The organism is Sinorhizobium sp. KGO-5 (assembly GCF_036245905.1).
Taxonomy (GTDB): domain Bacteria; phylum Pseudomonadota; class Alphaproteobacteria; order Rhizobiales; family Rhizobiaceae; genus Sinorhizobium; species Sinorhizobium meliloti_A.
In genome coordinates this window covers 168,507-180,956 of sequence record NZ_BDIZ01000003.1, presented here as the reverse complement: position 1 = coordinate 180,956, position 12,450 = coordinate 168,507, and the positions used below count along the sequence as shown (strand labels likewise).

Sequence of the window (12,450 nt, the reverse complement as noted above, 5' to 3'; positions counted from 1 at the left end):
GCTACTCCACCTGATGTGCCATGGCGGCAAAGAGCGCAGCCTCGCTCAATTCCTTGCGCGGCAGCACGGCGACCGAGGTTCCGTCGCTGAGCACGGTTACCCGGTCGGCCGCCGCCAGCAATTCCTCGAGTTCGGACGAAATCATCAGCACGCCGAGGCCCTCGTCGGCGAGCCGGCGCAGGAGGCGGAGGATTTCCGATTTGGCGCCGATATCGATGCCGCGGGTCGGCTCGTCGACGATCAGGAGCTTGGGATCGGTGCAGAGCCACCGGCCGAGCAGGACTTTCTGCTGATTGCCGCCGGAAAGTTCCTTGATAGGTTGGTCCGGCGAGGTGCATTTGATGCCCAGCGCCGCGATGTAGCGAACGACGATTTCATCCTGGCGGGCGCGATCGACGATACCGGCGCGGGCGAGCTTCGGCAGAAGCGCGAGCGTCATGTTTTCGCGAATACTCATATCGGGAATGATGCCGTCGACCTTCCGGTCCTCGGCGACGAGCCCGATGCCGTCGGCAATTGCGTCCGCGGGCTGGCGATAGGAGCGGGCTTCGCCATCGTAGCGAATTTCGCCGCGCTGCAGCCGCTCGGCGCCGAAAATCAGGTTGGCCGTTTCGGTTCGGCCGGAGCCGAGCAAGCCGGCAAGCCCGGAGATCTCGCCTTCGCGCACCGTGAGGCTCACATCCCGCACGCGGACGCCGGCGCCCGCATTCCGGACCGATAGCCGCACCGGTCGCTGTGCGCCCTCGTCGGCGTCCTTGGCGATCGCTTCGAAGGCCGCGAGTTCTTTGCCCAGCATATGGCGCACCAGTGCGAGCTTCGGCATGTCCGCCATTGCGGCCGTCGCCACGGTCTTGCCGTCACGCATGATGGTGACCCTGTCGCAGATCCGGTAGAGCTCGTCGAGACGATGGCCGATGAAGACGACCGAGACGCCGCCGCGTTTGAGCGTCCTTATGGTGTCGAAAAGGATGCCGACTTCCCGCTCGTCGAGGGAAGAGGTCGGTTCGTCCATGATGACGAGCCGTGCCTTCTGTGTCACGGCGCGCGCGATGGCAACCATCTGCCGGGTAGCGGCGCTGAAGCCGGCGACAGGTTGATCGACGTCGATCTCCAGATTGAAGGTCCGCAGCACGTCGGCGGCGCCTTGTCGCATCGCGGCCCGGTCGATCATGCCGAAGCGGCGGGGTTCGCGCGACAGATAGATGTTTTCGGCGACGGAGCGCTGCGGGGCGAGGTTGATCTCCTGGTAGATCGTCGCAATGCCTCGGGCCTGGCTCTCCGCCGGCATGCTGAAGGATACGTCCTGTCCCGCAAAGACGACCGCACCCTCGTCGCGGCGGTACGCGCCGGTCAATATCTTGATGAGCGTCGACTTGCCCGCGCCGTTCTGCCCGACGAGTGCCATCACCTCGGCTTCGCCGACTTCGAGAGAAGCCGCACGAAGCGCCGGAATGCCGTTAAACGACTTGCAGATGCCCTGCATGGACAGAAGCATAAGTCCTCCCGATGCCGATCTGTCTTTATCGCGGCCGATTTCGCAGCGATTGCGGACTTCGCCACCCGGCCGGAGCGACCCGGCCGGGTGGCGAAGGTTGTCAGTAGGCGTTGGCGAGTTCGGCAGCCGCGTTTGACGCGTCGTAGAACTTGTCCTCGTTTATGACCGTGGGATCGATCTTCTCGCCCTTGGCATAGCGCAGCATTGTCTCGAAGGCCTTGGGTCCGAAGCGTGGATTGCACTCGACCACCGCGGCGATCTTTCCATCGATGACCGCCTGCACCGCTTCCTTGCCGCCGTCGATCGACAAGACCAGGACGTCCTTGCCCGGGACCTTGCCCGCCGCCTCTATTGCGGCAATGGCACCGATCGCCATCTCGTCGTTATGGGCATAGACGATGTCGGCATCCGGATGCGCCTGCAACAGGGCTTCGGCGACCTGCCGGCCCTTGTCGCGTGCGAAATCGCCCGACTGCGAAGCGACGATCTCGAAGCCGCCTGCCGCCTTGATCGTCTCGTCGAAACCTTTCTTCCGGTCGTTGGCCGGCGACGAGCCGGTCGTACCCTCGAGCTCGATGATCTTCGATTTGCCGTTGGCATTCTTGACGAGCCACTCGGCGATGCGCCTGCCCTCTTCGATGAAATCCGAGCCGATGAAGGTCACGTAGTCCTCGCCGGCCTTGGCAAGCGACGGATCGACGCTGCGGTCGAGCAGGATGACGGGAATGCCGGCCTTCTTGGCGGCCATGACGGCGGGGATCAACGGCTTCTCTTCGCGCGGCGCCAGGAAGATCAGGTCCACGCCTTGGGCGATCATCGAGTTGACGTCGGCCACCTGCTTGGCCGCGGACCCGGCGGCGTCCGTATAGACGAGCTGATGGCCGAGCTTCTCGGCCTCGGCTTTCATGCTGTTTGTCTGGGCGATGCGCCAGGGATTGTTGGATTCCGTTTGCGCGAAACCGACCTTATAGGTCTCCTTCTGCGCCAGTTTGGGCAGTTCCGCGAAAGCGACGGTGCCGGCGACGGCGATTGCGCCGGCCGCCGTGGCCGCAAGCATGAACGCGCGACGTGAAATCCTGTTCATCGTGTTCTCTCCTCCCGGTTTGCCGGTACTCCTCTACCGGCTGCGAGCAACTTTATGCTTCACACGGGAAAACCTTGCGCTAATATTATTAGCAGTCAAGGCTAAAGTTATTAGCACATGCACAAATTGAATGCGGCGTTGCAGCGCCGGACTGGGGAACGAAATGGCAAAGGGCAATGGGGGCGGTGCCTCGACTAAGGAAGCGGGCGGCGGCCGGCCGACCATGACCGACGTGGCGCGTATCGCCGGCGTCTCGCAATCGAGCGTTTCCCTCGTTCTGAATGAAATGTCCGGAGCCCGCATCTCGGCTGAAACTAGGGCGCGCGTGCGGGAAGCAGCGCGCAAGATCGGGTACAGGCTGCCGAATACCCGGCAGGATCTCGCCCGTGCTCCCGCGATCGAAAAGGATACGATAGCCTTCATAGTAGACGAGATATCGACCAGTCCGCACCCGGTGGTCAGTCTCGACGGAATTCGCGACTACGCCTTCGAACAGGGCCTGCTCGTTTCCGCGCACGCGACCCGTTCCAACCCCGACCTTGAGAGCGCCGTGCTGCGCGCTGTATTGCGCGATCCGGCAATCGCTGGAGTGATTTATGCGACGATCTTCACACGAAAGGTGAGCGTTCCGCGCGAACTGGCGAACATTCCGACGATTCTGCTGAACTGCTATGCCGAGCCGCGCCAGCACCTGGCGATCGTACCCGGAGAGGTCGCCGGAGGCTTCGCGGCGACGGCGCATCTGACTTCTCTCGGACACCGGCGTATCGGCTTCATCAACGGCGAACCGTGGATGGATGCCGCAATCGATCGGCTCAAAGGCTACAAGCAGGCGCTGGCCACCGCCGATATCGCCTATGACGAATCCCTGGTGCGCAATGGCGACTGGCTGCCCTTGCGCGGCTACGAGGCTGCACTCGAGCTGCTTGCCATCGACAATCCGCCGACCGCCATCTTCTGCGGCAACGACCTGATGGCGATCGGGGCGCTCGAGGCAGCTTCGGAACGCGGGCTTCGCGTGCCGCAGGACCTGTCGGTAATGGGTTACGACGACCAGGAACTCGCCCGCTACACGCATCCGCCGCTTTCGACGCTGGTGCTGCCGAACTATGAAATGGGTCAGAAGGCGGCGGAAATGCTGATCGACATGGCGATACACGGAAAGAACCCGCGCCCGATGACGATCAAGGTGGATGGCCCTCTGGTAGAACGGGGAACGACGGCAGCCATCCCCGAGAGGATGACTGGACGTGCTCTTGCCTTGCGCGAGGGGTGAGCGGCGTCGAACCGGAATGCCCGACGCAGGTGGGACGCGACGGCTTCAAGTCTTGCGGCTGCGCGGTTGCAGACGGAAAACCGCTTCCTTGAACTGCTCTATTTCAGGAAATCGGCGCGGTGCGGCGTGAAGCTGTCGATCAGCCGGCCGGCCTCCAGCGCCTTTACGCCATGGACCACGCCCGATGGAGCAATGAAACTGTCGCCGGTCGAAAGAACCTGCGTGTGCTCGCCGACGGTGACTTCGAACCTGCCCTCTGCGATATAGCTTCCCTGCACATGAGGGTGTGAGTGGAGTGCGCCGATTCCGCCTTTCTCGAAGGCGAATTCGACCAGCATCAGCTCGTCGGTATGGAGGATCACCCGGCGCCGATTGCCCTGTCCGAGCTCTGTCCATTCGCCGTCGTCGCCACGGGCAAAAAGTTTCGTGTCCATCGTTTTCTCCTATCTGGCGAGCCAGCCGCCGTCGACCGGAACGACGGCGCCATGCATGTAGTCGGAGGCCGGTGCGAGCAGGAAGACCGCCGCATCGCCTATATCGTCCGGCGTGCCCCAGCGCCCGGCAGGGATACGTTCCAGAATGGAGGCGCTGCGCTTTTCGTCAGCGCGCAGAGCTTCCGTGTTGTTGGTGACGACGTAGCCGGGGGCCACGGCATTCACATTGATGCCCTTGGCAGCCCATTCGCATGCCAGCAATCGGGTGATGCCGAGGGCTCCGTGTTTGGACGCGGTATAGGAAGCGACGCGGATGCCGCCCTGAAATGACAGCAGCGAAGCGATGTTGACGATCTTGCCGCGGCTTTCCTCTGCAATGAGCCGGCGGCCGAAGGCCTGACTGAGGAAGAACAGCGAACGCAGATTGATATCGATGACATCATCCCAGTCGGCCTCGGTGAAATCCACCGCGTCGGCGCGACGGATTATCCCCGCATTGTTGACCAGGCCCTGCAGAGCGCCATGCTCGTTCCACAACCCGTCGATGAGGGAGCGGGTGGCTTCGCGATCGCCAAGATCGGCATGGGCCGCAATGAAAGTTCCGCCGGCGTCGGTGACCTTCTTTTCGGTCTCGTCCATGGCGGAGCGGCCCACGCAGATAACCGTGCCGCCCGCCCTCGCGATCGACACCGCGATACCCTGTCCGATCCCGGTATTGGCACCGGTGACGACGACACGGCGGCCGGCCAGGCTGAAGCGCGACGGTACGCTCATCGCAGCGTCTCCATCGCCACCATCTCCACATCGGTATAGTCGACATTGTCGCCGGCCATGGCCCAGATGAAGGCGTAGTTTGCGGTTCCGCAGCCCGAATGGATCGACCAGGGCGGAGAAAGCACGGCCTCTTCCCTGGCCATCACGATGTGCCGGGTTTCGCTCGGCTCGCCCATGAGGTGCAGGACGCGGGCGCTGTCATCGAGGTCGAAATAGAGATACGCCTCCATTCGCCGGTCGTGCACGTGGCACGGCATTGTGTTCCAGACCGATCCCGGGGCAAGCTGCGTCATGCCGACGACCAACTGGCAGGTCTTCACGCCTTCGGGGTGGATGAACTGGAAGATCGAACGCTCGTTCGAGGTGGCCGCACTGCCGAGGTCGAGCCGTTTGGCATCGCCGATGCGGATATGGCGCCTTGGCAGCGCCTGGTGAGCGGGCGCACTGAGCAGGTAGAATTTGGCGGGCGCGGCCGGGTCCTCGGACGAGAAGGTGACCTCCTCTCCCATGCCGGCATAGGCCATGTCGCGCGGCTCGAGACGGAAGCTTTCGCCATTCATCTCGATACGGCCGGGGCCGCCGATATTGACGGCGATGAGCTCGCGCCGCTCGAGAAAGCGCGCCGTACCCGTCGGACGGATGGTTTCGAGAGCCAAGGGCTTGTCGACCGGCACGGCACCGCCCACGATCATCCGGTCGTAATGGCTATAGGTGAGCGAGATCCGCCCCTGCCGGAACAGATCGCCAATGTGAAAATTCGCACGCAGGGCATCGGTGTCCATGCGGGCTGCTGCTGCCGGGTCGACGGCGAAACGAATGGTGTAGTCGATATGGCTTGCGGTCATCGGCTCACGGTCCTCGGATTGGGGCACTTCCAGGAAAAACGTGTAACGTTCTCGTCCAGGAGTGCGTCGTTTCAAAGTGTTGAAGCGTTCCGCTGCTTCGATACCAGCGAAAACGCTCTGGAGATGGGCAATCAGACGCCGCGCTTGGCGGCGTCCCAGGCGGCCTGCTGTCCGCTCAACCGGACACGGTAGCGTTCCTGGCTCGCGGTCAGATGGGCGCGCATGGCCGCGCGGGCAGCTTCCGGATCGCTTTCGGAAATCGCCTTCAGGATCGCCAGATGCTCGCGCTGGAGGCTTTCCTGATATGCGCGAGACAGCACGCTTTCCGTCCCCCAGGGGGAGGCGACGTCGCAAGGGATGGCCCGCAGACCCAACGCATCGAGAACCTCCACGTAATAGGGATTGTTGGTCGCGGCCGCGATCGCCCGGTGGAAGGCAAAGTCGCTCTTTCCGGTTGCCTCGCCGCGCTCGAGCAGGCGATCGAATTCGAAGAAGGCCTCCTGGATCTGAGCCTCCTGGGCGCCATTGCGCCGAAGCGCTGCCAGACCCGCGCTCTCGATCTCGAGCCCCATCCGCACCTCGATGACGTTGAGCGCATGGGAGATCTTGTTGCCGACGTCGAGGCTGATCGAGCCGAAGGCAAGCGTCGGGTGGTCCATGACGAAAACCCCGGCACCCTGCCGCGGCTCGACGAGGCCGTCCGCGGCAAGGGTTGCGATCGCTTCGCGCACCACCGTGCGGCTGACGCCGAAGAACTCGCTCATCCGGCTCTCCGTCGGCAGCTTCTGCCCGGGCTGTATTTCGCCCTTCAGAACCTGCTCCCTTATTGCGTTCGCGACGCGTTCGGAAAGCTTCGGTTTGCGTTCGGTCAGAAGATCCATGCGGTTTGTCACCCTTTGAAGACGGCCGGCAGCCATAGCGAAAGGGCCGGAACATAGGTGACGAGCCCGAGCACGATCAACCCCGCCAGGTAGAACGGCCATATGCTGCGCATCGCCTGCCAGACGGAAATTTTCCCGACTGCACAGGCGACGAACTGCACGGCGCCCACCGGCGGCGTATTGAGGCCGATGCCGAAGTTCAGGATCATGATGACGCCGAAATGAACCGGGTCGACGCCGTAGGCCATGGCGACGGGCAGGAAGATCGGGGTGCAGATGATGATGGTCGGGCCCATGTCCATGAAGGTGCCGAGGAACAGCATCAGGACGTTGAGCAACAGGAGTATGATGATCGGATTTTCCGAGATCGTGTTCATCCAGTCGATCAGCGCTGCGGGCACTCTGAGGAAGGCCATCAGCCAGGAGAAGGCGGCCGCCATGCCGATGATGAGCAGGACCATGGCCGTCGTGCGCACGGCCGCGAAGGTTGCCTGCACGAAATCCTGCCAGGTCATCTGCCGGTAGACGAAGACGGTCACCGCGAGCGCATAGAGGACGGCGATGCAGGAACTCTCGGTCGCGGTGAACACGCCCGAACGTACGCCCCCGAAGATGATGCCGATGAGCAGGAGGCCGGGCGTCGAAACCAGCAGATAGCGCCCGACGCGGGCGAACCCGGGAAAGACCTCCGTCGGATAGCCGCGCCGGCGTGCAACGAAATAGGCGGTAGTCATCAGTGCGGCAGCGTAAAGGAGGCCGGGAAGGATGCCGGCGGTGAAGAGATCTGCGATCGAGATCTTTCCGCCTGCCGAGATCGAGTAGATGATCATGTTGTGCGAAGGCGGCAGCATCAGCGCGATCAGGGCCGCCATGGAGGTGACATTGACGGCGTAGTCCGCGCCGTAACCGCGCTGCTTCATCTGCGGGATCATCAGCCCGCCCACAGCCGCGGCTTCCGCCACGGCCGATCCTGAAATGCCGCCGAACAGCGTTGCGGTGACGATGTTGACCTGACCGAGCCCGCCCCGGATGTGCCCGACCAGCGAGGCCGCGAAGGCGACGATCTTCTGGGCGATTCCGCCACGCACCATCAGATCGCCGGCATAGATGAAGAATGGAATGGCAAGCAGCGAAAACACGCTCATGCCGGAATTGAGCCGCTGAAAGATCACCAGCGGCGGCAGCCCCAGATAGAGAACCGTCGCGAAGGACGCGACGCCGAGGCAGAAGGCGATCGGCGTGCCGATCAGCATCAGCAGCGTGAACACGCCGAAAAGGATCATCATGTCCATCGGGTCAGGCCTTTATTTCAGCAGGGTCGAGTTCGGCGGCAACCTCCGCCGGCGGCATTTCGTCGAGAAGATCGTCGATCGGCTCTCCGGCAAGGCGCAGGACGATGCGCTCCAGCGCGAACAGGCAAATGAGGACGCCGCCCGCGACGAGGGGCACATAGCTCCAGCCGCCGGAAATCTGCAGCGACGGCAGGATGGTGTTCCAGGTGAGAGCCACGAGCTGCCCCCCATACCAGATCATGCCGATCCCGAAGGCGAGCGCGACGAGATCGGAGATCATGCGCAGCCAGATCTTGCCGCCTTTCGGCACGAGATAGAGCAGCACGTCGAAGCCGAGATGATAGTTTTCGCGCACCCCGACGGCGGCACCCAAGAAGATGAACCAGCTCATCAGCATGACGGCGCCGGGTTCGGTCCAGCTCGGCGAGTCGTTCAACACGTAGCGGCAGAACACCTGCCAGGCGACGATGAGCGTCATCGCGACGAGGCCCACACCCGCCATCCAAAGCGAGAGAGTGCCCAGCCACGAGAGGCCCCGGCCCAATTTTGCCAATCCGTTGGACAAGGTTTCATTCCTATTGAAAGGGACGGGCAGGCTTCTGCCGCGGCCTTTGCGCTCGATTATGATGATCCTGGGTCGGGTCGATCTAAAATCATGAACGTCATCGATTTCAATTGATTAGAGCGGGATGTGGGCGGAGAACCGCGCACGCTTTTCCTTATCCCGCTCCAACGCGCATGGGCACAGCAGGCCTGCCCGTCCGACTCGTCACTGCACCGCGCGAACGTCCTCGACCATCTTCTTGAGGACCTCATCGGTGACGTGCTTTTCGTAAACCGGCTTCATCGCGTCGATGAACCCCTGCTTGTCGGGTGTGGTGATCTTCGCGCCGGCCGCTTCGACCTTCGCACGCGACTCCTTCACCTTGGCAGCCCAGAGCTCGCGCTGCTTGGCAACGCTATCCTTCGCTGCCTGCTTGAAGATCTCCTGGTCTTCCGGCGTGAGCTTGTCGAAGACCGCCTTGTTCATGACGAATACCTCCGGAAGGATGGTGTGTTCGTCGAGCGAGAAGTTCTTGGCCACTTCGAAATGCTTGGCGGTGTCGTAGCTTGGAAAATTGTTTTCCGCGCCGTCGATGACGCCCGTTTCGATGCCCGAATAGACTTCGCCGTAGGGCATCGGCGTAGCGTTCGCCCCGAGTGCCGCCACCATGTCGACGAAAATGTCCGACTGGATGACGCGGAACTTCAGGCCCTTCATGTCTTCAACCGAATTGATCGGCTTCTGCTTGTTGTAGAAGGAACGCGCGCCGGCGTCATAGAAGGCAAGCACCACCACTCCGGCGCCTTCGAAGGCCTTCTTGATCTGATCGCCGATCGCGCCGTCCATCACCTTGTGCATGTGCTCTTCCGAACGGAAGAGATAGGGCAACGCCGGAACGATCGACTCCTTCACCGTTCCGTTGAAGGGCGCCATCGATACGCGGTTCAGTTCGATGACACCGGAGCGCACCTGCTCGATCGTGTCCTTTTCCTCTCCGAGCTGCGCGGAGTGATAGACCTCGACGGAGTAGCGGCCGGCTGTGCGCTCCTTGACCAGCTCGCCGAAATATTTGACCCCCTCGACCGTCGGATAGCCGTCCGGATGCGTATCGGATGAACGCAGCACCGTCTGAGCATTGGCTGCATTGCCTATGAAAGAAGCGGCGACCAATAGACCGGCCGCCAGTTTGACCAGGATTTTCATGCTTTTCCTCCCGTTTGCATGATGTGAATTCTCAGAGCCGGTACGCCTCCTTGGCGAGACCATAGGCAAGGTCCCGCGCAAGCTCGTACGCCTCATCCTCCCGCAGGCGATGTTCCGCGACCAGACGCGCGAGAAATGCGCAGTCGACCCGGCGCGCAATGTCGTGGCGCGCGGGGATGGACGGAAACGCCCTTGTATCGTCGTTGAACCCGACGGTGTTGTAGAAGCCCGCCGTCTCGGTGGTCATCTCACGGAAGCGGCGCATGCCCTCCGCACTGTCGTGGAACCACCATGCGGGTCCGAGCTTCAGCGCGGGATAGACGCCGGCAAGCGGCGCCAGCTCGCGCGCATAGCTCGTCTCGTCCAGCGTAAAGAGAATGACGGTCAGATCGCGCTCGAGCCCGACTGCGTCGAGCAACGGCTTGAGTGCAGTCACATAGTCGGTGCGTGCCGGAATGTCGAAGCCCTTGTCGCGGCCGAATTTTGCCAGGATCGCGGGCGAGTGGTTGCGGAACGAGCCCGGATGAATCTGCATTACGAGCCCATCGTCCAGGCTCATCTTCGCCATCTCGGTCAGCATCTGCGCCCGGAACAAGCGCCGCTCGTCGGCATCCGCCTTGCCCAGCCGCACCCTGTCGAAGAGTGCCGCGGCCTCCGCTTGCGAAAGGTTGGCCGTGTCTGCCGTCGCATGGCCGTGATCCGTCGAGGTCGCGCCGAAATTCTTGAAATAGGCGCGGCGGGAGCGATGGGCGTCCAGATAGCCCGACCACTTTGCGGTGTCGGCGCCGGTTATGTCGCCGAGCTTGTCGAGATTGGTCGAGAAACCCTGGAAATCCGGATCGACCACCGCGTCGGGACGGTAGGCGGGGACGACCCGTCCTTTCCAGCCGCTTTCCAGTATCTTGCCGTGCCAGCCCAGATCGTCCAGGGCAGTGTCGGTCGTGGAGATCACCTCGATATTGAACCGCTCGTAGAGCGCGCGCGGGCGATAATCCGGGCGCCCCAGACAGTCGGCGACATGGTCGTAAAGCCGGTCCGAACTGGCGGCGGAGGGCAGTTCGTCGATGCCGAAAAGCTCGGAGAGCGTATAGTCGAACCAAAGCCGCGTCGGCGTGCCGCGAAAGAGATGGTAGTTTTCGCAGAAACGCCGCCAGATCGCGCGGCCATCCGTCTCGACCTGCGAACCGTCGAGCGCCGGAACGCCGAGCTCCTCCAGCCTGATCCCCTGGCTGAACAGCATGCGGAACACGTAATGGTCCGGCACGATGAGAAGCTGGGCGGGGTCGGGAAAAGGTTCGTCCAGCGCATACCAGCGCGGCTCCGTATGCCCGTGCGGGCTGACGATCGGCAGACCGCTTACTTCGGCATATAGCCTCCGCGCCAGCGCACGGGTGCGCTCTTCGGCCGGAAACAACAGATCTGGATCGATCAGTCCCCTCATCACTCTCCCGCTCCTCCAACAGGTGCTCTATGGCTACGGCTTGTAAAATATATTGTCAACATACAAACTTCATGAAGTTGTATGATGACTTTCTTGCCGCGCATCGCTGCAGGATGTAGATAGAGGTCCGGAGGAACTGTGCTGAGGGGGTGACGGAATGAAAAAGACGCGCATCGGCGTGATCGGACTCGGCATGGCGGCTGGCCCGCATGCCAAAAGCCTGTTGGACCTTGAGGAGAGAGTTGACGTCGCTGCCGCGTACAGTCCCACGGCCGCCAGGCGGGAGGCCTTTTCCGAGGCCTATGGTTTACCGACTTGCGACTCCGCCGAGACGATCTTCCATGATCCGTCGATCACGGCCGTCATGATATTGACGCCGCCGAGCACGCATCTCGATCTGGTGCGGCAGGCGGCCGAAGCGGGCAAGCATGTGCTTCTCGAAAAACCGCTGGAGATCACCCCGGAGCGATCGGAAGCCCTGGTGACGGTGGCCGAGCGCGCCGGAATAAAACTCGGCATCGTGCTTCAGCACCGCTTTCGCAGGGTCAGCCAGGAACTTGCGAGGCTCATCGATGAAGGCCGCCTCGGCCAAATCGTCAGTGCTTCGGCCCGGCTGCACAACTGGCGGCCGCAGAGCTATTACGATCAACCGGGCCGGGGTACGCGGGCTCGCGACGGCGGCGGCGTGCTTCTCACCCAGGCCATACACACCCTCGACCTTCTCGTTTCGCTCGCTGGCCTGCCGGAAGAGGTCAAGGCCTATGCGGCGACGAGCGGAATCCACCGCATGGAAACCGAAGACCTGGCGATGGCGGCGATCCGCTTCGGGGGCGGCGCGATAGGGACCGTGAGCGCGACCACCTGCGCCTATCCCGGCTATCCGGACGAGATAGATATAATCGGGACACGCGGCATGGCGCGTCTGGGCGGCCGGCTGCTTGCGGTTTCCTTCCACGACGGAACGGAATTCTCGATCGAGGACGAGGCCGCGGGTGGTGCCGGCGCCGATCCGATGGCATTCCCGCATCACCATCACCGTGCGGTCCTTGCCGACTTTCTCGATGCCGTCGAGGGTAATGGCGAACCGCGCGTCAACGGGCGCGAGGCGCTGAAGGTCCACCGGCTCATCAATGCGCTTCTCGGCGCTTCGGAAAGCGGGCAGGCGCACCGCCTCTGAGCCG

Annotated in this window: 12 protein-coding genes; 2 read left to right on the top strand and 10 right to left on the bottom strand. The window is 62.7% G+C overall.

Annotated features, from left to right (window positions below):
* Position 1: 1 nt before the first annotated feature.
* On the bottom strand, positions 2–1,495 hold the full coding sequence (locus BHD07_RS14905) for a sugar ABC transporter ATP-binding protein (protein WP_338281227.1): 1,494 nt from the start codon (positions 1,493–1,495) through the stop codon (positions 2–4).
* 100 nt (positions 1,496–1,595) lie between these two features.
* On the bottom strand, positions 1,596–2,579 hold the full coding sequence (locus BHD07_RS14900; RefSeq protein WP_100670243.1) for an ABC transporter substrate-binding protein: 984 nt from the start codon (positions 2,577–2,579) through the stop codon (positions 1,596–1,598).
* A 163-nt stretch (positions 2,580–2,742) separates the two neighbouring features.
* On the opposite strand from BHD07_RS14900, the gene BHD07_RS14895 reads away from it, so the two are divergent.
* Complete coding sequence (locus tag BHD07_RS14895; protein WP_324763680.1) at positions 2,743–3,855, top strand: LacI family DNA-binding transcriptional regulator; 1,113 nt, start codon at positions 2,743–2,745, stop codon at positions 3,853–3,855.
* Between the two features lie 98 nt (positions 3,856–3,953).
* Here the strand turns inward: BHD07_RS14895 and BHD07_RS14890 are convergent, their stop codons facing one another.
* The 8 genes from BHD07_RS14890 to uxaC form a co-directional block, all read right to left on the bottom strand.
* Positions 3,954–4,289 carry a cupin domain-containing protein gene (locus BHD07_RS14890; protein ID WP_100670244.1) on the bottom strand — a complete coding sequence of 112 codons (336 nt, stop codon included), beginning with the start codon at positions 4,287–4,289 and terminating at the stop codon, positions 3,954–3,956.
* 9 nt (positions 4,290–4,298) lie between these two features.
* The gene (gene kduD / locus BHD07_RS14885; RefSeq protein ID WP_338281223.1) at positions 4,299–5,063 is read right to left on the bottom strand and encodes a 2-dehydro-3-deoxy-D-gluconate 5-dehydrogenase KduD; all 765 of its coding nucleotides are present in this window, start codon (positions 5,061–5,063) and stop codon (positions 4,299–4,301) included.
* Positions 5,060–5,908 carry a 5-dehydro-4-deoxy-D-glucuronate isomerase gene (gene kduI, locus BHD07_RS14880; protein WP_338281221.1) on the bottom strand — a complete coding sequence of 283 codons (849 nt, stop codon included), beginning with the start codon at positions 5,906–5,908 and terminating at the stop codon, positions 5,060–5,062. Before kduI ends, kduD begins: the two co-directional genes overlap by 4 nt.
* Before the next feature lie 131 nt (positions 5,909–6,039).
* Entirely contained in the window at positions 6,040–6,789 is a 750-nt protein-coding gene (locus tag BHD07_RS14875) for a FadR/GntR family transcriptional regulator (RefSeq protein ID WP_100670246.1), read from the bottom strand.
* 8 nt (positions 6,790–6,797) lie between these two features.
* A complete protein-coding gene (locus BHD07_RS14870; protein WP_100670247.1) occupies positions 6,798–8,081 on the bottom strand; it encodes a TRAP transporter large permease in 1,284 nt (427 codons plus the stop codon).
* Positions 8,082–8,085: 4 nt separating this feature from the next.
* Positions 8,086–8,646, bottom strand: a complete 561-nt coding sequence (locus BHD07_RS14865; RefSeq protein ID WP_100670248.1) for a TRAP transporter small permease — start codon at positions 8,644–8,646, stop codon at positions 8,086–8,088.
* Between the two features lie 204 nt (positions 8,647–8,850).
* Entirely contained in the window at positions 8,851–9,828 is a 978-nt protein-coding gene (locus BHD07_RS14860) for a TRAP transporter substrate-binding protein (RefSeq protein WP_100670249.1), read from the bottom strand.
* A gap of 31 nt (positions 9,829–9,859) precedes the next feature.
* A complete protein-coding gene (uxaC, locus tag BHD07_RS14855; RefSeq protein WP_338281216.1) occupies positions 9,860–11,269 on the bottom strand; it encodes a glucuronate isomerase in 1,410 nt (469 codons plus the stop codon).
* A gap of 157 nt (positions 11,270–11,426) precedes the next feature.
* Between uxaC and BHD07_RS14850 the strand changes: the two genes are divergently transcribed.
* Complete coding sequence (locus tag BHD07_RS14850) at positions 11,427–12,446, top strand: Gfo/Idh/MocA family protein (RefSeq protein WP_338281214.1); 1,020 nt, start codon at positions 11,427–11,429, stop codon at positions 12,444–12,446.
* Positions 12,447–12,450 lie beyond the last annotated feature (4 nt).

Excerpts from the sequence above, each read along its gene's own strand:
- BHD07_RS14905 (WP_338281227.1), bottom strand. The coding sequence starts at position 1,495 with ATGCTTCTGTCCATGCAGGGCATCTGCAAGTCGTTTAACGGCATTCCG.
- BHD07_RS14900 (WP_100670243.1), bottom strand. The coding sequence starts at position 2,579 with ATGAACAGGATTTCACGTCGCGCGTTCATGCTTGCGGCCACGGCGGCC.
- BHD07_RS14895 (WP_324763680.1), top strand. The coding sequence starts at position 2,743 with ATGGCAAAGGGCAATGGGGGCGGTGCCTCGACTAAGGAAGCGGGCGGC.
- BHD07_RS14890 (WP_100670244.1), bottom strand. The coding sequence starts at position 4,289 with ATGGACACGAAACTTTTTGCCCGTGGCGACGACGGCGAATGGACAGAG.
- kduD (WP_338281223.1), bottom strand. The coding sequence starts at position 5,063 with ATGAGCGTACCGTCGCGCTTCAGCCTGGCCGGCCGCCGTGTCGTCGTC.
- kduI (WP_338281221.1), bottom strand. The coding sequence starts at position 5,908 with ATGACCGCAAGCCATATCGACTACACCATTCGTTTCGCCGTCGACCCG.
- BHD07_RS14875 (WP_100670246.1), bottom strand. The coding sequence starts at position 6,789 with ATGGATCTTCTGACCGAACGCAAACCGAAGCTTTCCGAACGCGTCGCG.
- BHD07_RS14870 (WP_100670247.1), bottom strand. The coding sequence starts at position 8,081 with ATGGACATGATGATCCTTTTCGGCGTGTTCACGCTGCTGATGCTGATC.
- BHD07_RS14860 (WP_100670249.1), bottom strand. The coding sequence starts at position 9,828 with ATGAAAATCCTGGTCAAACTGGCGGCCGGTCTATTGGTCGCCGCTTCT.
- uxaC (WP_338281216.1), bottom strand. The coding sequence starts at position 11,269 with ATGAGGGGACTGATCGATCCAGATCTGTTGTTTCCGGCCGAAGAGCGC.
- BHD07_RS14850 (WP_338281214.1), top strand. The coding sequence starts at position 11,427 with ATGAAAAAGACGCGCATCGGCGTGATCGGACTCGGCATGGCGGCTGGC.